27 protein-coding genes and 2 tRNA genes are annotated in these 25,735 nt (G+C 53.9%); 16 read left to right on the forward strand and 13 right to left on the reverse strand.

Annotated elements, in window-relative coordinates:
* Positions 1-133 precede the first annotated feature (133 nt).
* The 8 genes from LCD46_09440 to LCD46_09475 all read left to right on the forward strand — a co-directional run bounded on the left by LCD46_09440 (position 134) and on the right by LCD46_09475 (position 7,907).
* Complete coding sequence (locus tag LCD46_09440; protein UOY72508.1) at positions 134-817, forward strand: hypothetical protein; 684 nt, start codon at positions 134-136, stop codon at positions 815-817.
* A gap of 461 nt (positions 818-1,278) precedes the next feature.
* Positions 1,279-1,647 carry a Fe-S cluster assembly scaffold SufA gene (sufA, locus tag LCD46_09445; protein ID UOY72509.1) on the forward strand — a complete coding sequence of 123 codons (369 nt, stop codon included), beginning with the start codon at positions 1,279-1,281 and terminating at the stop codon, positions 1,645-1,647.
* 8 nt (positions 1,648-1,655) lie between these two features.
* A complete protein-coding gene (sufB, locus tag LCD46_09450; GenBank protein UOY72510.1) occupies positions 1,656-3,146 on the forward strand; it encodes a Fe-S cluster assembly protein SufB in 1,491 nt (496 codons plus the stop codon).
* A gap of 9 nt (positions 3,147-3,155) precedes the next feature.
* The gene (sufC, locus tag LCD46_09455; protein UOY72511.1) at positions 3,156-3,902 is read left to right on the forward strand and encodes a Fe-S cluster assembly ATPase SufC; all 747 of its coding nucleotides are present in this window, start codon (positions 3,156-3,158) and stop codon (positions 3,900-3,902) included.
* Positions 3,877-5,148, forward strand: coding sequence for a Fe-S cluster assembly protein SufD (sufD, locus tag LCD46_09460; protein ID UOY72512.1), 1,272 nt, complete (start codon positions 3,877-3,879; stop codon positions 5,146-5,148). Before sufC ends, sufD begins: the two co-directional genes overlap by 26 nt.
* Positions 5,145-6,365, forward strand: a complete 1,221-nt coding sequence (gene sufS, locus LCD46_09465) for a cysteine desulfurase SufS (protein UOY72513.1) — start codon at positions 5,145-5,147, stop codon at positions 6,363-6,365. Before sufD ends, sufS begins: the two co-directional genes overlap by 4 nt.
* 14 nt (positions 6,366-6,379) lie before the next feature.
* Positions 6,380-6,796, forward strand: coding sequence for a cysteine desulfuration protein SufE (gene sufE / locus LCD46_09470; protein UOY72514.1), 417 nt, complete (start codon positions 6,380-6,382; stop codon positions 6,794-6,796).
* 97 nt (positions 6,797-6,893) lie between these two features.
* A complete protein-coding gene (locus tag LCD46_09475; protein ID UOY72515.1) occupies positions 6,894-7,907 on the forward strand; it encodes a L,D-transpeptidase family protein in 1,014 nt (337 codons plus the stop codon).
* 60 nt (positions 7,908-7,967) lie between these two features.
* On the opposite strand, the gene lpp is transcribed toward LCD46_09475, so the two are convergent.
* The 4 genes from lpp to LCD46_09495 form a co-directional block, all read right to left on the reverse strand.
* Positions 7,968-8,204, reverse strand: a complete 237-nt coding sequence (gene lpp / locus LCD46_09480) for a murein lipoprotein Lpp (GenBank protein ID UOY72516.1) — start codon at positions 8,202-8,204, stop codon at positions 7,968-7,970.
* 310 nt (positions 8,205-8,514) lie between these two features.
* Positions 8,515-9,936 carry a pyruvate kinase PykF gene (pykF, locus tag LCD46_09485; GenBank protein ID UOY72517.1) on the reverse strand — a complete coding sequence of 474 codons (1,422 nt, stop codon included), beginning with the start codon at positions 9,934-9,936 and terminating at the stop codon, positions 8,515-8,517.
* Positions 9,937-10,312: 376 nt separating this feature from the next.
* A complete protein-coding gene (locus LCD46_09490; GenBank protein UOY72518.1) occupies positions 10,313-11,458 on the reverse strand; it encodes a PLP-dependent aspartate aminotransferase family protein in 1,146 nt (381 codons plus the stop codon).
* An 11-nt stretch (positions 11,459-11,469) separates the two neighbouring features.
* Positions 11,470-12,840, reverse strand: a complete 1,371-nt coding sequence (locus LCD46_09495; protein UOY72519.1) for a cystathionine beta-synthase — start codon at positions 12,838-12,840, stop codon at positions 11,470-11,472.
* Between the two features lie 400 nt (positions 12,841-13,240).
* On the opposite strand from LCD46_09495, the gene LCD46_09500 reads away from it, so the two are divergent.
* From LCD46_09500 to fumD, 4 genes are all read left to right on the forward strand, one after another.
* Positions 13,241-14,263, forward strand: a complete 1,023-nt coding sequence (locus LCD46_09500) for an ATP-binding cassette domain-containing protein (protein ID UOY72520.1) — start codon at positions 13,241-13,243, stop codon at positions 14,261-14,263.
* Positions 14,256-14,924, forward strand: a complete 669-nt coding sequence (locus LCD46_09505) for an ABC transporter permease (protein UOY72521.1) — start codon at positions 14,256-14,258, stop codon at positions 14,922-14,924. The genes LCD46_09500 and LCD46_09505 overlap by 8 nt, the downstream gene beginning before the upstream one ends.
* Positions 14,925-14,947: 23 nt before the next feature.
* The gene (locus LCD46_09510) at positions 14,948-15,760 is read left to right on the forward strand and encodes a methionine ABC transporter substrate-binding protein (protein ID UOY72522.1); all 813 of its coding nucleotides are present in this window, start codon (positions 14,948-14,950) and stop codon (positions 15,758-15,760) included.
* Between the two features lie 110 nt (positions 15,761-15,870).
* Positions 15,871-16,080, forward strand: coding sequence for a fumarate hydratase FumD (gene fumD, locus LCD46_09515; GenBank protein ID UOY72523.1), 210 nt, complete (start codon positions 15,871-15,873; stop codon positions 16,078-16,080).
* On the opposite strand, the gene LCD46_09520 is transcribed toward fumD, so the two are convergent.
* Genes LCD46_09520 through LCD46_09535 form a run of 4 tightly spaced genes read right to left on the reverse strand, consistent with a single transcriptional unit; the run spans position 16,061 to position 19,154 of the window.
* Positions 16,061-16,747, reverse strand: coding sequence for an ABC transporter permease subunit (locus tag LCD46_09520; GenBank protein ID UOY72524.1), 687 nt, complete (start codon positions 16,745-16,747; stop codon positions 16,061-16,063). The genes fumD and LCD46_09520 overlap by 20 nt on opposite strands.
* Positions 16,731-17,507: an amino acid ABC transporter permease gene (locus tag LCD46_09525; protein ID UOY72525.1), complete on the reverse strand. Its 777-nt coding sequence runs from the start codon at positions 17,505-17,507 to the stop codon at positions 16,731-16,733. Before LCD46_09525 ends, LCD46_09520 begins: the two co-directional genes overlap by 17 nt.
* Entirely contained in the window at positions 17,507-18,322 is an 816-nt protein-coding gene (locus LCD46_09530; GenBank protein ID UOY72526.1) for an amino acid ABC transporter ATP-binding protein, read from the reverse strand. Before LCD46_09530 ends, LCD46_09525 begins: the two co-directional genes overlap by 1 nt.
* Position 18,323: 1 nt before the next feature.
* Entirely contained in the window at positions 18,324-19,154 is an 831-nt protein-coding gene (locus tag LCD46_09535; protein UOY72927.1) for an ABC transporter substrate-binding protein, read from the reverse strand.
* 245 nt (positions 19,155-19,399) lie between these two features.
* Between LCD46_09535 and LCD46_09540 the strand changes: the two genes are divergently transcribed.
* A complete protein-coding gene (locus tag LCD46_09540) occupies positions 19,400-19,567 on the forward strand; it encodes a hypothetical protein (GenBank protein ID UOY72527.1) in 168 nt (55 codons plus the stop codon).
* A gap of 92 nt (positions 19,568-19,659) precedes the next feature.
* Here LCD46_09540 and LCD46_09545 read toward each other — a convergent pair whose 3' ends face one another.
* Positions 19,660-19,800 (reverse strand): hypothetical protein, encoded by a 141-nt coding sequence (locus LCD46_09545; GenBank protein UOY72528.1) that lies wholly within the window; start codon positions 19,798-19,800, stop codon positions 19,660-19,662.
* 125 nt (positions 19,801-19,925) lie between these two features.
* Here LCD46_09545 and LCD46_09550 point away from each other — a divergent pair, with 125 nt between their 5' ends.
* Both LCD46_09550 and LCD46_09555 read left to right on the forward strand, forming a co-directional pair.
* Complete coding sequence (locus LCD46_09550) at positions 19,926-20,708, forward strand: MBL fold metallo-hydrolase (GenBank protein ID UOY72529.1); 783 nt, start codon at positions 19,926-19,928, stop codon at positions 20,706-20,708.
* A gap of 72 nt (positions 20,709-20,780) precedes the next feature.
* The gene (locus LCD46_09555) at positions 20,781-21,416 is read left to right on the forward strand and encodes a carbonic anhydrase (GenBank protein UOY72530.1); all 636 of its coding nucleotides are present in this window, start codon (positions 20,781-20,783) and stop codon (positions 21,414-21,416) included.
* A gap of 28 nt (positions 21,417-21,444) precedes the next feature.
* Here the strand turns inward: LCD46_09555 and LCD46_09560 are convergent, their stop codons facing one another.
* The 4 genes from LCD46_09560 to mdtK form a co-directional block, all read right to left on the reverse strand.
* Entirely contained in the window at positions 21,445-23,040 is a 1,596-nt protein-coding gene (locus LCD46_09560) for an FAD-NAD(P)-binding protein (protein ID UOY72531.1), read from the reverse strand.
* A 117-nt stretch (positions 23,041-23,157) separates the two neighbouring features.
* Positions 23,158-23,234: transfer RNA gene (locus tag LCD46_09565), tRNA-Val, on the reverse strand.
* 4 nt (positions 23,235-23,238) lie between these two features.
* Positions 23,239-23,315: transfer RNA gene (locus LCD46_09570), tRNA-Val, on the reverse strand.
* Positions 23,316-23,468: 153 nt separating this feature from the next.
* Positions 23,469-24,842 carry an MdtK family multidrug efflux MATE transporter gene (mdtK, locus tag LCD46_09575; protein ID UOY72532.1) on the reverse strand — a complete coding sequence of 458 codons (1,374 nt, stop codon included), beginning with the start codon at positions 24,840-24,842 and terminating at the stop codon, positions 23,469-23,471.
* Positions 24,843-25,067: 225 nt separating this feature from the next.
* Between mdtK and LCD46_09580 the strand changes: the two genes are divergently transcribed.
* The gene (locus LCD46_09580) at positions 25,068-25,709 is read left to right on the forward strand and encodes a riboflavin synthase (GenBank protein UOY72533.1); all 642 of its coding nucleotides are present in this window, start codon (positions 25,068-25,070) and stop codon (positions 25,707-25,709) included.
* The last annotated feature ends 26 nt before the right edge of the window (positions 25,710-25,735 follow it).

A 25,735-nucleotide genomic window follows, 5' to 3' on the forward strand; every position in this document is an offset into this window, starting at 1 on the left:
GGTTATATAGGATGAGGAAAAATAGCATTTTTTATTCAGGCCAGCGGCGTTCTGATGTAAGCAATAGTTATCTTCTGGGAAATGGTTACCGTGGTTTTAACCCCATTCTGAAACGTTTTACTGGCCAGGATACATGAGCCCATTTGACGCCGGGGGGGGGAACGGTTTTGCCTATTGCAGTGGTGATAGCATTAATAACACTGATGCATCCGGGCATGGTCCATTGCTGGATTTTATTTTCATCTTTGCAGGTTTTGTTGGGCGTAATGTTCGCAGAGCCTCTGAAGAAATGGAAGTTGCCGGACAGGCAATGAACAGAGTCGAAGGGATGATGGATTTGGAGGTTGGTAGAAATGTTGTTTCAGCAGTTGCCACAGACGGTTCTTCATTTACTCCAGGAGATGCCTTAAACGCGCAAAAGGGATTTTTCGAAGATTTTTTGCGCCAACAAGATATTTTAGTAGATGGCTGGCAAAGTAATAACAAATTTAGCGCGTTCTATAATAGTGATAGCCGTAAATTGAAAGGCACAATAAAACTTGTGCTCAACAAGGAAGGTGGGTTTACAGCTAGAATTAAGCTTACGAAAAGAAGAGCATATCGCTTAAGTTGGGGGGAAGTTCGGGTGTTATATTTAGGAGACCAAGCCAGACGGTGGCTAAATATTATCTTGATTCCACTGTGCATAAAACCTTTATCAATCATTTTGAACGTTCGGTGCGAAGCCGTTTTCTGCATGCCCTACCAGATTATGCCGAGGCCTCTCAACTCTTTAGACCACGCCGACAAGGTCCGCGCATTGCCGTTGAAAATCTAAATTTACCCCCTGCCTATGATACACTGGGTTTATTGTTTGATTCTGCACCTCCCGCATATAGTGAAGTGTAAACACGTTTTATTTTGCCGATATATAGTGTAAATCTTCCAGGCCAGGCCATTCGGTATGATTGAATAAGCGCCATCTCCAGGGTGGTGCTTACATATGCTGCCTGCCCGTTGTTCACTGCAAGACAAAAATCTATCTTAAAAATAGGCATTTCCGATGCATATTTTATTTTTTCCTCTTCCTTCGTGTTTTTGGATGAATAATGCATTATTTATCAATGTATTGAACAATTAAATCCATCCCTCCGGCCTGTCGCAACAGGGTCTATGCTTAATAAAAGTAGCCAAAAAGGGCGGTTTAGCCGAATGCCCCTGCTGCCAGAGGGTTGAAGTGATAATCGTTATCACTAACATGGTGTTATGCCCTGATGGCTAATCAGATGAGGTGGACCTATGGAACTGCATTCAGAAACCTTCAATCCTGCCGATTTTACCTGGCGCGGTTTAACGCTCACGCCAGCGGCGGCGGCACATATTCACGAGCTGGTGGCGAAAAAGCCCGAGATCCTCGGCGTGCGCCTTGGAGTCAAACAGACGGGATGCGCAGGCTTCGGCTACGTGCTTGATACCGTCACCGAACCCGAGAAAGATGATCTGGTCTTCGAGACCGACGGCGCAAAATTGTACGTCGCGCTGCAGGCCATGCCCTTTATCGACGGTACAGAAGTGGACTACGTACGGGAAGGTTTAAACCAGCTGTTCAAATTTCACAACCCGAAAGCCCAGAACGAATGCGGCTGTGGCGAAAGCTTTGGGGTATAGGCGGAACTATGTCTCGTAATACTGAAGCAACGAGTGAAGTAAATACCTGGAGCGGGGGGCACCTCAACTATAAAGAGGGGTTCTTCACCCAGCTGCAGACCGACGAGCTGGCGAAAGGCATTAACGAAGATGTCGTGCGGGCGATCTCGGCGAAACGTAATGAGCCAGAGTGGATGCTGGAGTTTCGCCTGAGCGCTTACCGCGCGTGGCTGGAGATGGAAGAGCCGCACTGGCTGAAAGCGCATTATGACAAGCTGAATTATCAGGACTACAGCTACTACTCAGCGCCATCCTGCGGCAGTTGCGACGATACCTGTGCCTCTCAGCCTGGCGCAGTACAGCAGACTGGCGCTGAAAACAGCTTCCTCAGCAAAGAGGTGGAAGAAGCCTTCAACCAGCTGGGCGTGCCCGTACGTGAGGGCAAAGAGGTGGCGGTAGACGCCATTTTTGACTCCGTCTCAGTGGCAACCACCTACCGTGAAAAGCTGGCAGAGCAGGGGATCATTTTCTGCTCCTTCGGTGAAGCCATTCACGAGCACCCGGAACTGGTGAAAAAGTACATTGGGACCGTGGTGCCCTCTAACGACAACTTCTTTGCGGCGCTCAACGCGGCGGTGGCCTCTGACGGTACCTTTATCTATGTGCCGAAAGGCGTGCGCTGTCCGATGGAACTCTCGACATATTTCCGCATCAACGCCGAAAAAACCGGTCAGTTTGAACGGACCATTTTGGTGGCCGATGAGGGCAGCTATGTCAGTTACATCGAAGGGTGTTCCGCCCCGGTGCGTGACAGCTACCAACTGCACGCGGCGGTAGTGGAGGTCATCATCCATAAAGATGCCGAGGTGAAATACTCAACGGTACAAAACTGGTTCCCGGGTGACGGCAATACCGGTGGCATCCTGAACTTCGTGACCAAACGTGCGCTGTGCGAAGGTGAAAACAGCAAGATGTCGTGGACCCAGTCAGAAACGGGCTCGGCTATCACCTGGAAATACCCGAGCTGCATTCTGCGTGGGGATAACTCCATCGGTGAGTTCTACTCTGTGGCGCTGACCAGTGGCCATCAGCAGGCCGATACCGGGACCAAGATGATCCACATCGGGAAAAATACCCGGTCGACCATCATCTCGAAAGGCATCTCCGCCGGACACAGCCAGAACAGCTATCGTGGTCTGGTGAAAATCATGCCGACGGCCACCAATGCGCGTAACTTTACCCAGTGCGACTCGATGTTGATTGGCGCGGAATGCGGGGCGCATACCTTCCCGTACGTTGAGTGTCGTAACAATACCGCCCAGCTTGAGCACGAGGCGACGACGTCGCGTATTGGGGAAGATCAGCTCTTCTACTGCCTGCAACGCGGGATCAGCGAAGAAGATGCTATTTCGATGATTGTGAACGGCTTCTGTAAGGACGTGTTCTCTGAACTGCCGCTGGAATTTGCCGTTGAAGCCCAGAAACTCCTCGCCATTAGTCTTGAACACAGCGTCGGTTAAGGAAAGCACATGTTACGTATTAAAGATTTACAGGTTAGCGTGGAAGACAAAGCGATCCTGCGTGGCCTCAATTTTGATGTCAAACCGGGTGAAGTTCACGCCATCATGGGGCCGAATGGTTCCGGGAAAAGTACGCTTTCAGCGACGCTGGCAGGCCGTGAAGATTACGAAGTGACCCACGGCTCGGTCGAATTTAACGGCAAAGATCTGCTGGAAATGTCCCCGGAAGATCGTGCGGGAGAGGGCATCTTTATGGCCTTCCAGTACCCGGTAGAAATCCCTGGCGTCAGTAACCAGTTCTTCCTGCAAACGGCGCTGAATGCGGTGCGCAAGTATCGCGGCCTGGAGGCGCTGGACCGCTTCGATTTCCAGGATTTGATGGAAGAGAAGATCAAACTGCTGAAAATGCCGGAGGATCTGCTCACCCGCTCGGTTAACGTTGGTTTCTCTGGGGGTGAAAAAAAACGCAACGACATCCTGCAGATGGCGGTTCTGGAACCCGCGTTGTGCATTCTGGATGAGACCGACTCCGGTCTGGATATTGACGCCCTGAAGATTGTCGCTGACGGCGTTAACTCCCTTCGCGATGGTAAGCGTTCGTTCATTATCGTCACCCACTATCAGCGTATTCTCGACTACATCAAGCCGGACTACGTCCACGTGCTTTACCAGGGGCGCATTGTGAAATCGGGTGATTTTACGCTGGTTAAACAACTGGAGGAGCAGGGTTATGGCTGGCTTACCGAACAGCAGTAATGTGCTCCAGCAGTGGCACAGACTGTTTGAAGCCCAGGGGGAGACACGATCTGAGCAAGCGCAGCAACATTTACAGCAGATGCTGCGTCTCGGCCTGCCTTCGCGAAAGCATGAGAACTGGAAATACACCCCGCTTGATGGCCTGATGAACGGCGAGTTTGTCACCCGTCTGGCGGATATCACCCCGGTGCAGCGCGATGCGCTGGCACTGAGTGTGGATGCCGTGCGTCTGGTGTTTGTCGATGGTCAGTTCCGCCCGGAACTGAGCGATGACACGCAGGAGAGCGGGTTCGGCATCGCGATTAACGACGATCGTCAGAGCCTGACGACAGCAGTTCAGCCGGAAGTGTTTCTGCATCTCACTGAAAGTCTGGCGCAGTCGGTGACGCATATTCATGTGAAGCGTAACCAGCGCCCGGCCAAACCGCTGTTGCTGATGCATATCACCCAGGGGCTGGACGGCGACGAGATCAACACGGCTCACTACCGCCATCATCTTGAACTGGCTGAGGGGGCGGAAGCCACGGTGATTGAGCATTACGTCAGTCTCAACGATATCCGACACTTTACCGGATCGCGTCTGACGATGAACGTTGCCGCCAATGCCCATCTTCACCATATCAAGCTGGCGTTTGAGAATGCGCAGAGTCACCACTTCGCCCATAACGATATTTTGCTCGGTCAGGATGCCGCAGCCTACAGCCACAGTTTTCTACTCGGTGGCGCCGTGCTGCGCCATAACACCAGCACGCAGCTTAACGGTGAAAACACCACGCTGCGCATCAACAGCCTGGCGATGCCGGTCAAAGCGGAAGTGTGCGACACGCGCACCTGGCTTGAACACAACAAGGGCTACTGCAACAGCCGTCAGTTGCACAAAACCATTGTCAGCGACAAAGGGCGTGCGGTGTTTAATGGCCTGATTAACGTGGCGCAACACGCGATTAAAACTGACGGGCAGATGACCAATAACAATCTGCTGCTGGGGCGACTGGCGGAAGTGGATACCAAGCCGCAACTGGAGATCTATGCCGACGACGTGAAATGCAGCCATGGTGCGACGGTCGGGCGGATTGATGATGAGCAGATGTTCTACCTGCGTTCCCGCGGTATCGACCAGCAGGCGGCGCAGAAAATGATTATCTATGCGTTTGCCGCCGAACTGACGGAAGCGTTGCACGATGGCCTGTTAAAACAGCAGGTGCTGGCCCGTATTGGTCAGCGTCTGCCTGGAGGCGAAGTATGAGTTTTCCCGTAGAGAAAGTGCGGGCAGATTTTCCGGTTCTGACCCGTGAAGTGAACGGTCTTCCTCTGGCCTACCTGGACAGTGCGGCCAGCGCACAGAAGCCGAATCAGGTGGTGGATGCGGAAGCCGAGTTCTACCGTCATGGCTACGCCGCCGTGCATCGGGGGATCCACACGCTGAGTGCTGAAGCGACTCAACGCATGGAGAATGTGCGTACGCAAATAGCCGCCTTTCTCAATGCACGGTCACCGGAAGAGCTGGTGTTTGTGCGGGGTACCACGGAGGGGATCAACCTTGTTGCCAACAGCTGGGGCAATGCGCAGGTCCACGCAGGTGACAACATCATCATCACCCAGATGGAGCACCACGCCAATATTGTGCCGTGGCAGATGCTCTGTGAGCGTGTGGGGGCGCAATTGCGGGTCATTCCGTTGAATGAAGACGGGACGCTGCAGCTCGAGCAGCTTGACGCATTACTCGACGATAAAACCCGGCTGGTGGCGGTCACTCAGGTCTCCAACGTACTGGGGACGGAAAACCCGGTCGCAGAGATTGTCGGGAAAGCCCATCAGACCGGCGCGAAGGTGCTGATTGACGGTGCTCAGGCGGTAATGCACCACGCGGTTGATGTTCAGGCGCTGGACTGTGATTTCTACGTCTTCTCCGGGCATAAGCTGTATGGCCCAACGGGGATTGGCGTGTTGTATGTGAAAGAGGACATCCTGCAGGCGATGCCGCCGTGGGAAGGAGGCGGGTCGATGATCGCCACCGTCAGCCTGTCGGAAGGGACTACCTACGCCCGTGCGCCGTGGCGTTTTGAGGCGGGGACACCTAACACAGGCGGGATTATCGGGCTGGGGGCGGCGGTCTCTTATGTCTCCGCGATCGGCCTTGATAGTATTCAGGAGTACGAACAGCTGCTGATGCACTATGCGCTTGCGGAGCTTGCCAGCGTGCCGGATCTGACCCTCTATGGACCTGCCGACCGGCAAGGGGTGATCGCGTTTAATCTCGGGAAACACCACGCCTATGACGTGGGCAGTTTTCTCGATAACTACGGCGTGGCGGTCCGTACCGGACACCACTGCGCCATGCCGCTGATGGCGTTTTACCAGGTGCCGGCAATGTGCCGCGCGTCGCTGGTGATGTACAACACAATGGAAGAGGTCGACAGACTGGTGGCAGGGCTAAAACGTATTCACCAGCTGCTGGGCTAACGGAGAGGCAAAATATGGCAGAGTTGCCGGATAAAGATAAATTGCTGCGTAACTTCGGGCGTTGCGCGAACTGGGAAGAGAAGTATCTCTATATTATTGAGCTGGGACAGCGTTTACCCCCGCTCAGTGAAGAGGCGCATAACCCGGAGAATACTATTCAGGGCTGCCAGAGCCAGGTGTGGATTGTGATGGAGCAAACTCACGACGGCACAATCCAGTTGCACGGCGACAGCGATGCAGCGATTGTAAAAGGGCTTATCGCCGTGGTGTTTATTCTTTATCACCAGATGTCGGCGCAGGACATTGTTGCGTTTGATGTCCGCCCGTGGTTTGAAAAAATGGCTCTGACTCAACACCTCACCCCCTCCCGTTCCCAGGGACTCGAAGCGATGATTCGCGCCATTCGCGCTAAAGCTGCAATCCTTAGCTAGACTTATAAAACAGCATTCATTCTGTTTCGCGAGGTGGTTCCCGCCTCGCTGGTTTTTCAGCTTTCTGACGTTCTGTCAGTGAATAAGGAATCTCAGCATGAAGCGCGCGTCTCTCATAACTCTATTACTCCTCAGTTCGCTCGGTGCCCTTAATTCGGCCCGCGCGATGGACTACCCATTGCCGCCCGCAGGCAGTCGTCTGATTGGGCAAAATCAAACCTACACCATACAGGAAGGGGATAATAAGCTGCAGACTATTGCCCGCCGGTTTAATACTGCAGCCCAGGTGATCCTGGAAACCAACAATACTATTGCGCCGATAAACCCTGCCCCGGGAACCGTTATTACCATTCCGTCGCAAATGCTGTTGCCGGATACGCCCCGCGAGGGGATTGTGGTGAATCTCGCTGAGCTTCGGCTCTACTACTTCCCGCCGGGAGAAAACATTGTTCAGGTCTTTCCGCTCGGCATCGGACAACTGGGGCTGGAAACACCCGTTACGACCACGCGGGTGAGCCAGAAAATCCCTAATCCTACCTGGACACCAACACCGGGCATCAGAGCACGCTCTCTGGAGCAGGGGATTAAATTACCTCCGGTTGTACCCGCCGGGCCGAATAACCCGCTAGGACGCTTTGCACTGCGTTTAGGCGTGGGTAATGGGGAATACCTGATCCACGGCACCAGTGCGCCGGACAGCGTCGGCCTTCGGGTCAGCTCTGGCTGTATGCGGATGAACGCCCCGGATATTAAAGCTCTGTTTGAACAGGTACGGGTTGGCACGCGGGTACAGATTATCAATGAGCCCGTGAAGTTTTCCGTCGAACCGGATGGTAAACGCTATATCGAAGTCCACCGTCCGCTGGCGCAGGTTGAGGGGGAAAACCCGCAGGTTTCGCCAATCACGCACTCCGCAGACTTTGCGACATTTGTTTCTCAGGCGGGAAGTGATAAAACGCTTATCAATAAGGCCCTGTCACGCCGTGCCGGGATCCCGGTTGTTGTATCGTCGGGTAGCGCGCCATCAGCCAGTAATAACGTGTTGTCGGTGCAGAACAGTCAGGCGTCTGCTGCCGTAGCGGAAGATGAAGGGGAGAAGGTGACGCAGTAGCAGTTTGATGCAGGCAAAAAAAATGGCGCACAATGTGCGCCATTTTATTAACAGGTACTATTACTTACGGTATTTAGTAGCCTGGTTGTCCAGACGCTGGTTAGCGCGAGCTGCGTCGTCTTTAGCAGCCTGAACGTCGGAACGCATTGCGTTCACGTCGTTGCTCAGCTGGTCAACTTTAGCGTTCAGAGTCTGAACGTCAGAAGACAGCTGATCGATTTTAGCGTTGCTGGAGCAACCAGCCAGCAGAGTAGAACCCAGGATTACCGCGCCCAGTACCAGTTTAGTACGATTCATTATTAATACCCTCTAGATTGAGTTAATCTCCATGTAGCGTTACAAGTATTACACAAAGTTTTTTGGGTTGAGAATATTTTTTTGATGGGAATACCCCTATTTTTGATCGTTCGCTCAAAGAAGCATCGAATCAGCCCTTTTCGGGCAAAAATCTATGTAAAAAAAGGCATTTATCATCGGATTCATCTTAGATAATTCGCAATTAAATAGAAAAACCCGATTTGCATTTTGAATGACTTTGGCTAATGCCAGGAATAAAAAAAGCGCCCCGAGGGGCGCTTTTTACCAAAATTAATTCGTTCGGGAATTATTACAGCACGTGAACAGATGCTGTATTGGTAGTTCCGCTTGGTACCAGTGCACCAGAAACCATAACCACAACGTCACCTTTCTGAGCCAGGCCACGATCAACCAGCTCCAGAGCCACTTCTTTACCCAGGCGATAGAAATCATCGGTAGAGGCAATTTCTTTCACCAGGTGAGGCACAACGCCTTTGCTCAGTACCAGCTGACGAGCAGTGGTTTCATTGGTGGTCAGTGCCAGGATGGTCGCATCCGGGAAGTATTTACGCACAGCGCGAGCAGATTTACCGCCCTGGGTGGCAACCACGATCAGTGGCGCTTCCAGTTTCTCTGCAGTTTCAACTGCACCACGGCACACCGCTTCAGTGATGCGCAGTTTACGGCTGTCGTTATTGTAATCCAGACGGCTTTTCATCACGCGGTCGGTACGTTCGCAGATGGTGGCCATGATGGTCACCGCTTCCAGCGGATATTTACCCTTCGCGGATTCGCCAGACAGCATAACTGCATCAGTACCGTCGAGGATGGCGTTTGCCACGTCGCCTGCTTCTGCGCGGGTTGGGCGTGGGTTTTTGATCATGGAGTCCAGCATCTGCGTTGCAGTGATAACCACTTTACGCGCGCGAACACATTTCTCGATCATCATCTTCTGCGCGAAGATCACTTCTTCAACCGGGATTTCAACGCCCAGGTCGCCACGTGCAACCATGATGCCGTCAGACGCTTCGAGGATTTCGTCGAAGTTGTTCAGGCCTTCCTGGTTTTCAATTTTGGAGATGATCTGGATCTTCTCGCCGCCGTGCGCTTTCAGGTGCTCACGGATTTCAACCACGTCAGAACGTTTGCGGATGAAAGAGGCAGCAACGAAGTCAACGCCTTGCTCGCAGCCGAAGATCAGGTCTTGTTTGTCTTTTTCAGCCAGTGCTGGCAGCGCGATGGAAACGCCCGGCAGGTTAACGCCTTTGTTTTCGCCCAGGTCGCCGTTGTTCAGCACTTTACAGATAACTTTGTTACCTTCGATAGCGGTGACTTCCATACCGATCAGACCATCGTCTACCAGTACGGTGTTACCGACGGACAGGTCGCTGGTGAAGCCTTCATAGGTCACAGCAACGATTTCGCTGTTGCCGACAACGGATTTGTCAGTAGTGAAGGTGAAAGTCTGGCCCGCTTTCAGAGAGACGTCGTTACCGCCTTCCAGTTTGATGGTGCGGATTTCAGGACCTTTAGTATCCAGCAGGATCGCGGCTTTTTTACCGGTCTTGCTCATCACGTTGCGCAAATTCTGGATACGCTGACCGTGTTCCGCGTAGTCACCATGGGAGAAGTTCAGACGCATCACGTTCATGCCGGCATCCAGCATTTTGCTCAGCATCTCTTCAGATTCGGTTTTCGGGCCGATAGTACAAACAATTTTCGTCTTTTTCATGACAGTCTTAGTCTTTAAGTTGGGAAGGATATGGAAATCTCGCTCCTGGGCGCACCGCCGCGGAGTCAAACCTGTGTTGCAAAAGAGTATATGACACGCACTAAGGATAGGAGACATCAAATGAGCGTGCAGAAGAAAGTGTGCCTGAGTGACAGCCCAACGAAGGAGAGGAGAAGTTGTACGTTGTTTTTTGTATTCCAAGCGCTGAAACCATTCACCAGGGATTAGGAGCGCATTATACGCTGATTTTTAGCTAAAAGGAAAATGGAAACGGTGTTTCAGAAATAATCTGTGAAGTTTCACATAATATTGTTATCAAGGCGTTAAGCCATAATGACAACTTATGGCGGCAGGGGATTAACCTGCCGCATTTTGCTTATTTTTTCAGCGCCTGGCTGAGGTCGGCAATCAAGTCTTTTGGATCTTCAATTCCCACTGACAGGCGGATCAGCTGCGGCACAATGCCGTTTGCCAGGCGTTGCTCCAGCGGAATCGAGGCGTGCGTCATGCTGTAAGGCTGGCTCACAAGGCTCTCAACGCCGCCCAGGCTTTCCGCAAGGGTGAACAACTTCAGGTTGCGAATCACTTCTGCTGCACGTTGCGCATCGCCTTTTACGACAACAGAAATCATTCCGCCGGGCAATGCCATCTGCGTGCGGGCAAGCGAATATTGCGGGTGCGATTCCAGGCCGGGATAGAACACCTTTTCAACCTGCGGGTGTTGCTCCAGCCATTGCGCAATCGCCAGCGCGTTGGTGCTGTGCTTTTCTACCCTCAAAGCCAGCGTGCGAATACCGCGCAGCGTCAGGAAACTGCTGAACGGATCCAGTACGCCACCGACCGCGTTTTGCAGGTAGCCAAGTTTGTCCGCCAGCGCCTGGTTATCTCCTACCACCGCCAGTCCGGCGACGACGTCAGAGTGGCCGTTAAGGTATTTGGTCGCGGAGTGCACCACGATATCGAAACCCGATTCCAGCGGACGGTGGATCACCGGCGACGCGAAGGTGTTATCCGCCACGCTGATGACGTTATGACGACGGGCGATAGCTGCAATGGCCGCCAGGTCCGCCAGCTTAAGCAGTGGGTTGGTGGGCGTTTCGACCCAGACCATACGCGTATCCGGGCGAATGGCGGCCTCCAGCCCGGCTAAGTCGTCCGGTTTAACCCAGCTGACCTGCAGGCCGGTGCTGTGCTTGCGCACGTTCTCGATCAGGCGATACGTCCCACCGTAGACGTCATCAATGGCGACAATATGGCTGTCTTTATCCAGCAGTTCGAGCACCGTGGAAATAGCCGCCAGACCGGAGGCAAAAGCGTAGCCGCGCGTGCCGCCTTCCAGTTCGGCGATGGCGGTCTCCAGCGCGTGGCGAGTCGGGTTGCCGCTCCGGGAATATTCATAGCCGGTATGTTCTCCGGGAGACGGTTGCGCAAACGTCGAGGTGGCATAAATCGGTGGCATAACGGCGCCATGTTGATCGTTAAACTCGCCGCTGTGGACGCTCAAGGTAGCCAGGTTTTTCATCATCTATTCCTTTATTGCTGAAGACGGTTGCGCCAGGCGGTCAGAACGTCGCTGCGCGTAATCAGACCCAGAAAACGGTCGTTGTCATTGATCACGGCCACCAGACCGCGGTCGAAAATGGTATTCAGGTCGCTTTCCGGGGCGCGTTTATCGAGGAACTCCACCTGACGGGTCATGGCCTCAGTTACGGGAAGTGCGAAGCGATCGCCATCGCCGTCGATATTCCGCAGGAGATCCCACTCGTCGATAATGCCGACGACCTTGCCGTTCTCCAGTACCGGCAACTGGGAGATGTCATACAGACGCATGCGTGCCAGGACGGTGGAAAGCGTGTCGTCCGGGGCGGCGGTGACGGTAGCCCCTTCATCGTGGCGCAGGGCGATATAGTCGGAGAGATCGCCTGCCTGCGGGCGCGTGATCAGGCCTTGCTGATGCATCCAGTCATCGTTGAACATCTTCGAGAGGTATTTATTGCCGCTGTCGCAGGCGAAAGTCACCACGCGCTTCGGCGTGGTCTGCGCCTGGCAGTATTTCAGCGCCGCCGCCAGCAGCGTGCCGCTGGAGGAGCCTGGCAGAATACCTTCCGTTTTCAGCAGCTCGCGCGCGGTGGTGAAGGCTTCCCGGTCGGTGATGCGCCAGGCGCGATTCACGCCTTCGATGTGGGCCAGCGGAGGAATAAAGTCTTCGCCAATTCCCTCAACCAGCCAGGAGCCGGCATCGTGATATTTCCCGGTTTCTACCTGGTCTGCCAGAACGGATCCTGCCGGGTCTGCCAGCACAAACTCCGTGTGCGGAGAGTGCTCGGCGAACCACGCCTGCAGGCCGCCCAGCGTCCCGCCTGAACCCACACCCACTACGATAGCGTCGATCTTGCCGTCCAACTGCTCATACAGTTCCGGGGCTGTGGTGGTGCGGTGTGCCAGCGGATTGGCTTCGTTATTGAACTGGTCGATGTAAAACGCGCCGGGCAGTTCATTAGCCAGGCGCTGCGCGTAATCCTGGTAATAGGCGGGATGGCCCTTATTAACGTCGGAGCGGGTCAGTACCACCTGGGCACCCAGCGCGCGCAGGTGGAAAATTTTCTCGCGGCTCATTTTGTCCGGTACCACCAGGATCAGCGAGTAGCCTTTCTGAGCGGCGATCAGAGCCAGGCCGAGACCGGTATTTCCCGCCGTCGCCTCAATGATCGTACCGCCCGGCTGCAGCTGCCCGGTACGCTCCGCTTCATTAATCATCGACAGCGCAACGCGATCCTTAATAGAACCGCCCGGGTTCTGGTTTTCCAGCTTCAGGAACAGCGAGCAGGGACCGGTATCAAGCTTATGCAGCTGGATAAGCGGGGTACGACCAATGAGTTCGGTGACGGAGTGATAAATCGCCATGATGTTTTTCTTTCTGGATGTCATGACGGGATGATAGGGCGGTGTAATTTTCGCAATAAAGAACCATTCACTGCCGTTTAGAACTGAAAGGAATATAAATGCCGTTTTTGGATGTCAGGATAGCAAGACGTAAAGTTGTCTGGATGTGAGGATGGCTATACCAGTGAGAAATGCTGCAAAAATGACCGATTTTTAAGGGTGTCAGCCAGCAGATATACATCTGGCAGATAATCATTGCTGAAATTGGTCTAAATGCTTCCCACCCGGTAAATCCGCCGTTTATTTCCCACGGTTATAACACATTCTTTTTTGTTCATTTAAAAGCTGATAACGCCTGTTTACACTCATTTGGACATCCATACTGCTAAACCGCCATGCGCGGGACGGATAACGAATAAGAATGATTGTACTGAGTAATATTTCGAAGGTTTTTGGCAACGGAAAGGTGGCACTGACTGCCGTTGATAACGTCAATTTGACGGTAGCTCAGGGACAGATTTACGGAATTATTGGTTACAGTGGGGCCGGGAAAAGCACGCTGATTCGTCTGCTGAATGGTCTGGAAAAACCCAGCGCCGGAAGCGTTACCATTAACGGACAGGATATCTCTGCCGCCAGCGGCGAAGCGCTGCGCCAGGCGCGCCTGAAAATCAGTATGGTGTTCCAGCATTTCAACCTGCTGTGGTCGCGCACGGTCTCAGAAAACATCGCGTTTTCCATGCAAATTGCTGGCGTGCCAAAAGCGAAAATCAAGGCCCGCGTGGCCGAACTTGTCGAACTCGTTGGGCTAAAAGGGCGTGAAAATGCCTACCCGTCGCAGTTGAGCGGCGGGCAAAAGCAGCGTGTGGGCATTGCGCGTGCGCTGGCTAACAGCCCCGACGTGCTGCTCTGTGATGAAGCTACGTCAGCGCTCGACCCGCAGACTACCGATCAGATCCTCGATCTGCTGCTGGATATTAACCGCCGCTTCAAGCTGACCATCGTGTTGATCACGCACGAGATGCACGTGGTGCGCAAAATCTGCGACCGCGTGGCGGTGATGGAGAACGGTAAAGTGGTGGAAGAGGGGGACGTGCTGAGCGTCTTTACCCATCCGCAGCAGCCGATTACCCAGCAGTTTGTCCGTCAGGTGAGCCAGTACGCGGAAGAGGAAACGTTTAATAGCGAGCTGGCAAACGATCTGGAAGGCACGGTCATCAGGCTGACCTTTACCGGGCACAGTACCCATAAGCCGATCGTGGGCGAACTGACGCTGCGCTACGGCCTGCCGTTTAACATCCTGCACGGGAAGATGACGCAAACCGCCCACGGCGTGTTTGGCCAGCTCTGGGTGCACGTGGTGGCATCCGATGAACAACTGAACAATATCCTCGCCGACCTGCAGCACAGCGATATTGAAGGCGAGGTGATTAAACATGGCTGAAAATCTCTTTCCGCATCTCAAGTGGGATCAGCTTTGGGCGGCGACGCTGGAGACGCTGTACATGACGGCGCTTTCCGGCGTGGCGACCTTTGTCCTGGGCATCGTGCTGGGTCTGGCGCTGTTTTTAACCGCGCGCGGCGGGCTGTTCCACAACCGCACGGTGTATAGCGTCATTTCGATTGTGGTGAACGTGTTCCGCTCGATTCCGTTCATCATTTTGATTGTGCTGCTGATCCCGTTTACCAAGACCGTTGTCGGCACCATTCTTGGCGCCAACGCGGCACTGCCGGCGCTGATCGTGGGTGCCGCTCCTTTCTACGCGCGCCTGGTGGAGATCGCCCTGCGTGAAGTGGACAAAGGCGTCATCGAAGCAACCCGCTCGATGGGCGCACGACTGAGCACGTTAGTGTTTCGGGTTTTACTGCCGGAATCATCACCTGCACTGGTATCAGGTATTACGGTGACGCTGATTGCGCTGGTAAGTTACAGCGCGATGGCGGGGGTGATTGGCGCCGGTGGCTTGGGAAATCTGGCTTATCTGGAAGGATTCCAGCGCAACCATGGTGACGTCACGCTGGTGGCAACGGTGACCATTTTAATCATCGTTTTCATCATCCAGTTCTGCGGCGATGTCATTACTTCACTGTTAGATAAACGCTAATAAATACACACAGGAACCACATCATGAAAAAGACACTGACACTGATCGCCGCTGCAACCCTGAGCGCCCTGAGCTTTGCCTCGTGGGCAGATACCCTGACCGTGGGCGCGTCCAACACGCCACACGCTGAAATTCTGGAGCAGGCAAAACCGATTCTGGCGAAGCAGGGGATCGACCTGGAGATTAAACCGTTCCAGGACTACATTCTGCCCAACACCGCGCTGGCGGGTCATGATATCGACGCGAACTATTTCCAGCACATCCCTTACCTGAACAGCGTTCTGAAAGATCATGCGGGCGACAAGGATTATGATTTTGTCAGTGCAGGCGCGATCCACATTGAGCCAATCGGCATTTACTCTAAAAAATATAAGTCGCTGAAAGATCTGCCGGAAGGCGGAAAAATCATCATGCGTGACGCTGTTTCTGAAGAGGGTCGTATCCTCTCTATCTTTGAAAAAGAGGGCGTGATCAAGCTGAATCCGGGCATCGACAAAGTGACCGCGCGCATCAGCGACATCGTAGAAAACCCGAAAAAGCTGCAGTTCACCCCTAACGTTGAAGCCTCTCTGCTGCCGCAGATGTACAACAATGATGAAGGCGCTGCTGTGGTGATCAACGCCAACTACGCGATTGACGCCGGTCTGGATCCGGTTCACGACCCGATTGCGGTTGAGAGCGGTGAAAACAACCCGTACGCCAACATCATCACCGTGCATCGCGGTGACGAGAAGAAGAAAGATATCGTTGCGCTGGTGAACGTGCTGCACTCGAAAGAGATTCAGGACTGGATCCGCACCAAGTACAAAGGCGCAGTCATTCCAGTAAACAACTAATTAGCTGATTTTACAGATGAAGCCCGGCGAGTTTCTCGCCGGGCTTCTTTTTTGTATCCGGCAGGAGAATCATTTAAGCTCAACGTTTAACAGGCAATGGAGTGATGACGATGGGTAATGTGACTAAAGATGAAGCGCTGTATCAGGAGATGTGCCGGGTAGTCGGTAAGGTGGTGCTTGAGATGCGTGATTTAGGGCAGGAGCCAAAGCATATTGTCATTGCCGGAGTACTGCGTACCGCGCTGGCGAACCAGCGCGTTAAACGCAGTGAATTAACAACCGAAGCGATGGAAACGGTGGTTAAAGCGCTGGCCGGGTGATGCGCCAGCGTTTCGCAAGCTGCTCCAGCGAGCAGCAGAGCAGGTAGTAGACCACACCCGTAAAGATAAAAATGGCCGCCGGGTAGATTTGCACCCGGTTGTTGACCTGTCCCGCGACTGTGGTCAGTTCCGGTACGTTCACGATAAACGCCAGCGACGTATCCTTCAGCAGACTGATAAAAATTCCCACCAGCGACGGCAGAATATTCCTCAGCGCCTGCGGCAGCAGCACGCGCAACAACGTTTGTTGCGTGCTGAATCCCTGAGACAGGGCAGCCTCATATTGCCCGGAGGGTAGCGCGTTAAGTCCGGCCAGCACCGAGTGCATCACGGTTGCCGCCGTAAACCAGGCCAGGGCCAGCGTGACGGTCAGCGCCCCCGGCAGATCGCCCCCGGTGATGAGCGGCAGCAGATACCACATCCAGAAAATCACAAAGATGAGTGGGATACCGCGGATCAGTTCTGCCCACAAAAAAAGCAGTTTGCGTACGAGCCCGGTAAAGCGCCAGGCCAGACACGCGAGAGCAACCCCGCCGGGCAGAGCGATGGCGGCGGCTCCAGCCGCCATCATCAACGAGAGCAATACGCCGCCCGGTTCGCCGCTTGCCGCGCGTCCCCACAACAGATAATCGAGGTTATCGGTGATGACATTAAGTCCGGCAATCATGTTTTTCACTCCCTGCGGTGACAACGATGGGGCGTTTACGTTTCGCCTGAGGTCCAATACGAACCAGCACCATTCCCATGACCAGACCGGTCAGGAGATAGAGTGCGGTACCAACAGTAAATGCCTCCAGCGCATGCGCGTTGTAGCTTTCAATCTGCCTGACCTGGTAGGTGAGTTCGGCAAAGCCAATCCCGCTGGCGAGCGAGGAGAGCTTCATCAGATTAAGGTACTGCCCCACAACGGGCTGCCAGGCGTTGGCCAGGCCCTGCGGCAGAAGGATGTGACGAAACAAACGCCACGAAGAGAAACCCTGAGCCAGCGCGGCCTCCCGTTGTCCGGCAGGCACAGAACGTAACCCTGACTCCACCTCTTCGATTAAAAACGCCGAGGTAAAGACGCCCAACCCCCAGGCGGAACATAAAAACTCGGGTGTAAACCACCAGACGTCGCCGGGCAGAATTGACCAGCTGTGATCCGCGTTAACCACGTCGCGAAACGCCTGTGGTAATCCGTTCCAGGCGGCAAAATACCAGAACAGCAGCTGCACCAGCAGCGGCGTATTGCGAAACAGCGATACCCAGCCACTGACGATGGCGCTCCCGAGGCGTCCGCCGGAAAGGCGCAGGAGCATAAAAAGTAATGCCAGCAGGCTTGCCAGCATGACCCCCATAATCGTGACCCACAGGGTGGTGAGAAATCCGGAGAATATCCACTGCAGGGGCTGTCCGGTCAGTACCCCGTGCCAGTCGAGCGCGGGCATTACAGATGCTCCTGATGCAGTGGGTTAAGCACCTTTTGCAGGAAACGCTGCGCGCGCGGATGTGAGGGCTGACTAAAAAACTGCGCCGGCGGCGCAATCTCGAGAATTTGCCCGCCGTCGATAAAGACGATCCGGTCGGCAATCTCCCGGGCAAACTGCATCTCGTGGGTCACGACGATCATGGTGATCCCGCTGTGGGCGAGGGCTTTCATCACAAACAGCACTTCGCCAATCATCTCAGGATCGAGAGCCGATGTCGGCTCGTCGAAGAGAATGATTTGCGGCGAAGAGGCCAGAGCACGGGCTATCGCCACGCGCTGCTGTTGACCACCAGAAAGTTCTGCCGGGAAATGGTAGGCTTTTTCCAGCATTCCGACTTTCTCCAGCAGCGACAGCGCGCGCTCCTGGGCAGGTTGCGGCTTCCAGCCGTGAACCTGCTCCAGCGCCAGGGTGATGTTCTGGCTGGCGGTAAGATGGGCATAAAGATTGAATTGCTGAAACACAAACCCCACGCGGCTGCGCAGTTGACGCAGCCCGATACCAGACAGCTTGCCGGTCGGTTTGTTGTCGACAAGGATCTCCCCGCCGCTCAGGGTTTCAAGCTGGTTGATGAGACGAATCAGGGTGGATTTACCGGAACCCGAAGGGCCGAGGATGGCGACCACTTCTCCGGGCGTGATGGTGAGGTTAATGTCGTTTAAAACCTGATGGTCACCGTAACGTTTGTCCACATGACGAAACTCGACGCTGGCCTGTTCCAGATGTGAAAAATCCGCGGCACCGGCCGCGGAGTGTGAAAATAAACCTGAGAGCATATTACTTAGCTTCTATTTTAAAGGCGCGAGGCTGTGGAGCTGGAGTGCCTGGACCAAACCAGACGTCGTAGATTTTTGCCGCCTGGCCGTTCTTCTCGAGATTAACCAGCTCGTCGTTAACGGCCTTCAGAAGCGCGGTTTCACCTTTCTTCACCCCCACGCCAATCTCTTCTTTACTGAGCAGGTCGGGCAGGATTTTAAAGTTGGCTTTATCCGGCGCCTGCGCCAGCAGACCGGCCAGAATGGTGCTGTCCTGGGTGATTGCCTGCACGTTGCCATTGCGCAGTGCCGTCAGCGCCAGTGGAATATCGTCATAAGAGAGCACGCGTGGCTGCGGGAAACGCTGGTGCAGCGCCTGCTCGCCCGTGGTTCCTTTGACCGCGCCAATACGCGCCCGGCTGTAGTCATCAAGCTTGTCCGGTGATTTCGCCGGAACCAGGAACTGCTGGCCGGTGACGAAGTAAGGCGTCGAGAAATCAATGACCTGTGCGCGTTCCGGGGTGATGGTGATATCCGCCACGATCAGGTCGGCTTTGCCGGACTGCAGCAGCGGAATGCGGTTGGCCGGATTGGTGGCAACCAGTTCAAGCTTCACGCCGAGTGATTTAGCCAGCGCTTTGGCGAAGTCCACGTCGTAACCCACGATCTCATGCGTTTTGGCATCAATCGAGCCAAACGGCGGGTTGGCATCAAATGTGGCCACTTTCACCACCCCTGCTGCCTTGATATCCGCCAGCTGATCGGCCTGCGCCTGCGCTGAAAACAGGCCCCAGGCTGCCACTAATCCCAGAACCAGCGTCCGTTTTTTAAACCCTTTCATTTTTGCTGCCATAGTCATACGCCATCCCGTTGTTTTTGTTTTACCCCGTTACGCTCCCATAAGGGAAAGCTATCGCCAAATAAGAAATCGTTCTTTGCTATGAGCAAAAAAGCATTAGTGAACAAGGTGTTAATGAAGAGTGAAAAGGACGGGGGGCTATTTGCAGGTCCTGCACATCGACAGTGGATTTTGGTATTTCCCCTCCACGGGATTTGGGTGCTTAACTGAAGGCAGATACGGCGAGAGAGGGTAAGACGATGAAAAAATGGATCAGCACGTTACGGCGGTTTTTTGCGGCCCGGCCAGCGAATGCGGAGAACAGCGCGCAACGTGTTCTTGAGTCGATACTGCCTGTCGCCAGCCTGTATGGCGTAGACGTTGCCAACATTGACCCGGAGTGGTTCCATGATAAAACGCCACGCTGAACTGCGCCGCACGCGCGAAACGTACTGGAACGAGGTGTGCGCGACGTTTAACGAGTGAAATAAAAAAGCACCGGTTTCCCGGTGCTTTTTTATTAGATCTTGCAGGCGTCGCCGCAGTCATCGTCGGCGACAATCGCCTGCGCTTTTTTATCCGCGTCGTCCAGACGTTCCGCATTACGCTCTTCTGCTTCATCCAGACCGTTAAACACTAAGTTATCGAGATCAATTTCCATGTTGCACCTGCTCTGTTCAGTTTTTGATACTGGCACAGTATAGGGCAAAAAAAGCCAGCAATGTACCTCGCAGCACATAAGGATAATCCCTGCCATACTCAGTGCTTTATCGCTGAGGAGAACACATGATTACCCTCTGTAAAACCTGCGGAACCGCCTATGATGCACAGCCTGACAGATGCCCGATCTGCGAGGATGACCGTCAGTATGTGCCCGTCACGGGCCAGGTGTGGACAGATTTCGATACCGTAACCGCCACACACAGCAACAAATGGCAGCAGCTGGAGCCGCAATTGTTCAGTATCAAAACGGTGCCCGCATTTGCTATCAACCAGCGGGCATTGCTCCTGCGTACCCCGCACGGCAATATTCTCTGGGACTGTATTGCTAACCTCGACCCGGCAACTAAAACGCTCATCACTGCGCTCGGCGGTATCAGCGCGATTGCGATTTCGCATCCGCACTATTACACCACGATGCAGGAATGGGCTGCGGCGTTTGATGCACCATTGTATCTGCACGCCAGCGACAGAGAATGGGTCATGCGCGATAGCCCGGCAATCCACTTCTGGCAGGACGATGCGCTGGAAATTTTCCCGTCGGTTACTTTGCTGCGCCTCGGCGGTCATTTTGCTGGCGGGACAGTGCTGCACTGGCAGGAAGGTGCGGGGGTATTGCTGGTGGGCGATATTCTGCAGGTCACGCCGGGGAAAGACGCTGTCTCGTTTATGTGGAGTTACCCAAATTATCTTCCGCTGCCGGCCCGGACCGTAGCATCGGTAGTGAGTCATCTGAAAGGCAGAACGTTTGCACGTCTGTACGGTGCTTTCGAAGGGCAGAACATCCAGGCCTTCGCGGACGAAATTGTGCAGCGGTCGGGCCAGAAATATATTGCTTGTCTGAAGTAAACCACGATGGGTAAACTTTACGAGTGTGATCTCGATCATGCCTAAACTAAAACAGATAAAAGAGACATTGCTATGCAACATATCATTGAAGGTTTTCTCAGCTTTCAAAAAGAGATTTTCCCGCAACGTAAAGAACTCTTCCGCAGTTTAGCGTCCAGCCAGAATCCCAAAGCGCTGTTCATCTCATGCTCCGACAGCCGTCTGGTCCCGGAACTGGTCACCCAGCAGGAGCCAGGACAACTCTTTGTCATTCGTAATGCTGGCAACATTGTGCCGCCGTTCGGACCTGAGCCTGGCGGTGTGTCCGCAACCATCGAATACGCTGTTGTGGCGCTGGGTGTGACGGATATCGTGATTTGCGGTCACTCCAACTGTGGTGCGATGAAGGCGATTGCCGATAACGCGAACCTGGAGCCGATGCCTGCTGTGTCGCACTGGTTGCGCTATTCCGATGCGGCAAAAGCGGTGGTTGAGAAGAAAATCTGGGATAAGCCGATCGATAAAGTCAACGCGATGGTGCAGGAAAACGTATTTGCGCAGCTGAGCAACATTAAGACCCATCCATCCGTGGCGGTGGGCCTGCGTAACAACTCTATCCGACTGCACGGCTGGGTGTATGACATTGAAAGCGGCGAAATTCGCGCGCTGGATAAAGCGACGAAAACCTTCGTTTCGCTGTCTGAAAACCCGGAAGTGTATTTCGAGTAATCCATTACAGCAGGGCATGGATGCCCTGTCAGTCCTCACTATACGGTAATTTCCGCCGTAACCCAGACGCGGTTTTTTCTGCCGCTTTCGCCATCGCCTCTGCAATCTCTGCACACTCCGCCAGCCCCTGAACGAAGGGACGATCGTGCATTAGCCACGGTATCGCGCCGAAGGCGATGCGCCCGCGAACGGTGTCAGGCGCTTTTAAGGTGTAATCTTCGCCGATGTCGGGTATCTCTTCACCCGTTGCTTCCAGCTGCTTGCGCAGCGTCGGGAAGGGCAGATCTTTCGTTTTGAGCGGCTTTTGCCCGCGTGCATCAATAAAAACGTCGAAACGGTAGACGGTCTCTTTTGTGGCGATTGCTGCGCTATCGCTGCCAATATCCAGCGTGTAATTATCACCGAGCGCAGCCACGCTAATAATGCCGGCTTCGCGAAGCGCGAGCAGCCTGCGAATAGACTGTGGAGGGATAGCCGCATAGTTGTCGATAAAGACCCGGGCCAGCCCTTGTTTGAAGCGCTTACTGTCGCGATCGTCGAGATGCGGTACGATCGTCTGAACCACTTCATGGAGCCGAAGCACGGTGTAGCGCCAGGCCACGGTGCGGTGTTCCTGTTTGTTTCTCTCAACCTCGTCGAGGTTTTCTTCGGCCCAGGTGAACGGGTCGTGTCGTTTGCGATCTTCAAACCAGGCCTCACGCATGCTGTCTGCCGTCTGCTTATGCAGAGCAACTTTCTTACACCATGCCGGGTCAGCATGTTCAAGCTCTCTCACCATCAGGGCAAAAATGCGATCAAGCAGGCCATCCGGCCCTTTGGCAATTTCGCGTTCAACCGCGAGCTCAGTCAACACTGACAACGGTTCGTAAGGAATAGGGCAGTAAAAATCGGCTTCCGGGAGAATGCCCGTTCGGGACATCAGGACAATCTTTAACGCCTCGCTGCCTGTATCCAGAACGAATTTACCGTCGCGAAACGCGCCGTGCTGCATCACTACCGCCATTGCCGCGTCAAGACCGCTTAACGATGTTCCCATAACACCAACACGGCAGGGCGGAATTTTGGCATCCATCAGACCGGACCACGGGCTTGGGAAATACGTACGAGAGGCTTCGTCGTCTGCAGGCCAGACGTGGCCGGTGGCGATAACCGCAAGGTCAAAGCGTTCAGGAAAACTGCTGTCGTTGACGGAAAGCGTGACGCCGTCATTCGTGGGCACGATGTCGGTGACCCGGGCAGACTCATGGATTTCAACATGGAACCCGCGTTTTTTCGCCTCTTTTACGATTGACCAAAAGCTGTCGCAGAAATACTCACCCAGCAGGAGCCGGGGCAGGAACTGCCGGTCATGCAAACGGGATTTATCCACCTTAAAGCGTGCCAGATGGGTTTCGCTCTGGTCATTAAGCCAGTCGAGGTAGGACATGAACAGTGGCGGGATTTCAATGCTCGCAATGTTCGCCAACATCAGACGAGAATTATCGTCGTCGTTATAGGGCATACCCACGCCCGCGTTATCAGCTTGCTCAAAGACGTAAACCGAAAGCGGCTGCGGATTTTTAAGAAGTGCGTAAAAGGTATAAATCCCTGTAGGGCCGGAACCGATAATGGCGATTTTCTTCATCGACGGTATTCCTCTTTTTTTCCATGAGAAAAGCGTAGCAGGAGAACAGTGATGAAAATAAGGGATTAGGATAATTCAGGAAATCAGAGGAGAATTTGCACCATTTCAGGACTGAAATGGTGCGTCCGAGTGGACTCGAACCACCGACCCCCACCATGTCAAGGTGGTGCTCTAACCAACTGAGCTACGGACGCAGAATGGTGCGTTCAATTGGACTCGAACCAACGACCCCCACCATGTCAAGGTGGTGCTCTAACCAACTGAGCTATGAACGCAACGTGTTGTCGGTGACAACGGGGACGAATATTAGCGGCACAGCACCAATGAGGCAAGAGGGAAAATGCATTTTTCTCTCTGATTTCACGCGATTGCTGTATTACCGCGCAAAGTGAAGATAAAGTAGCCGCCGGCTGGCGGCTACTGCGTAATTAACGTGCTGCGCGTTGCAAAATGACCGTTGATGGCTGACGTTGCAGGAAGCGCATTCGCATCATCATCATAATTGCCGCAGAGGTCAGACCGATGATAAAGCCCATCCAGAATCCGGCCGGACCCATGCGGTCAACCACCAGGTCGGTCAGGGCCAGAATGTAACCACACGGCAGACCCAATACCCAATAGGCGATGAAGGTGATAAAGAAGATGGAACGCGTGTCTTTATATCCACGCAGCACACCGCTGCCAATCACCTGAATGGAATCAGATATCTGGTAGACCGCTGCCAGCAGCATCAGATGCGACGCCAGAGCCACGACTTCGGGGTTGTCATTGTAGAGCAGGGCGATTTGTTCGCGTAGCGTGACGGTAAAGAGCGCCGTACAGACAGCCATGCAGACACCGACACCCAGCCCGGTTCGCGCGGCGGTTTGCGCGTCTATCGTCGAACCTTGCCCCAAACGGAAGCCGACACGGATAGTCACCGACGCCGCCAGCGACAACGGCAGGACGAACATCAGCGAGCTGAAGTTCAGCGCAATCTGGTGCCCGGCTACGTTCACAATGCCCAACGGGGAGACCAGCAGGGCGACCACGGCGAAAAGCGTCACCTCGAAGAACAGCGCGAGGGCAATCGGCAAACCTAGCTGCACCAGACGCGTCATGATGCTCCAGTCTGGCGTGCTAAATCTGTTCTCGTTGCGGATATCGCGCATGGAACGGGCGCGTTTTACAAAGGCGATCATCGAGAAGAACATCACCCAGTAAACGGCTGCCGTCGCCACGCCGCAGCCGACGCCACCCAGTTCCGGCATTCCGAAATGACCGTAAATAAAGACATAGTTCACCGGAATATTGACCAGCAAACCAATAAAGCCCATCACCATCCCAGGCTTAGTTTTCGCCAGACCTTCACACTGGTTACGCGCCACCTGGAAAAAGAGGTAGCCTGGAGTCCCCCAGAGCAGGGCGCGCAGATAACCCACGGCTTTGTCAGCCAGTGCCGGGTCAATGTTATGCATGGCGCGAATAATATGGCCCGCGTTCCAGAGCACCACCATAATCAGCACGGAGACAAACCCCGCCAGCCAGAAACCCTGACGGACCTGGTGGGCAATGCGCTCGCGACGACCCGAGCCATTGAGCTGGGCGATAACAGGCGTGAGCGCGAGCAGCAGACCGTGGCCGAACAGGATGGCCGGAAGCCAGATTGACGTGCCGATAGCAACGGCCGCCATATCGGTGGCGCTGTAGCCACCCGCCATTACCGTATCCACAAATCCCATTGCGGTCTGGGCCACTTGCGCGACGATCACTGGTATAGCCAGTGCCAATAACTGGCGCGCTTCATTCATGTACTTCTGCACGTGAACACCTTTATTTTGTAGTTATTTGAGAGACTAAAAAAGCCGCCGAAACGGGCAGCAAGAAGAAAATGCAGGGGGGTGCCAGCTATTGTAGCGGGCTTTAGCTATTTATCTAGTGAAAAAATCGCCAGAAAATGCGCTCCGCTGGCAACCTGTTTTTCCAACTGTTATTGTGATGGGATTAAACGGTGTCACCACCGTCCGGAAAAAACAGGAGTTGTAAGCATGTTTACTGGTATTGTGCAGGGCACCGCCAAAGTGGTGTCCATTGATGAAAAACCTAATTTCCGTACTCATGTTGTTGAGCTGCCGGAATATATGCTTGAGGGCATTGAAACCGGTGCCTCGATTGCGCATAACGGCTGCTGCCTGACCGTGACCGAAATTAACGGCAACCAGATTAGCTTTGATTTAATGAAAGAGACGCTGCGTATCACCAACCTGGGTGAGCTGGCGGTTGGGGATACCGTCAACGTAGAACGGGCGGCGAAGTTCAGCGATGAGATTGGCGGGCATCTGATGTCGGGGCACATCATGACCACCGCTGAGGTGGCAAAAATTGTGACCTCGGAAAATAACCGTCAAATCTGGTTTAAAATGCAGGATCCTTCATTAATGAAATACATCCTCTATAAAGGATTTATTGGCATTGATGGGATTAGCCTGACGGTAGGTGAAGTAACGCCGACGCGTTTTTGTGTGCATTTAATTCCTGAAACGCTGCAGCGCACCACGCTGGGGGCGAAAAAACTGGGGCATCGCGTAAATATCGAAATCGATCCGCAAACTCAGGCGGTGGTGGATACCGTTGAGCGTGTGCTGGCGGCAAAAGAAGCTGCAATAATTAAAACAGCAGAAGAAGAATAAAAAATAACCCCGGGTAACCGGGGTTA

Origin of the sequence: Enterobacter ludwigii, assembly GCA_023023105.1 — a bacterium.
Classification (GTDB): Bacteria; Pseudomonadota; Gammaproteobacteria; order Enterobacterales; family Enterobacteriaceae; genus Enterobacter; species Enterobacter adelaidei.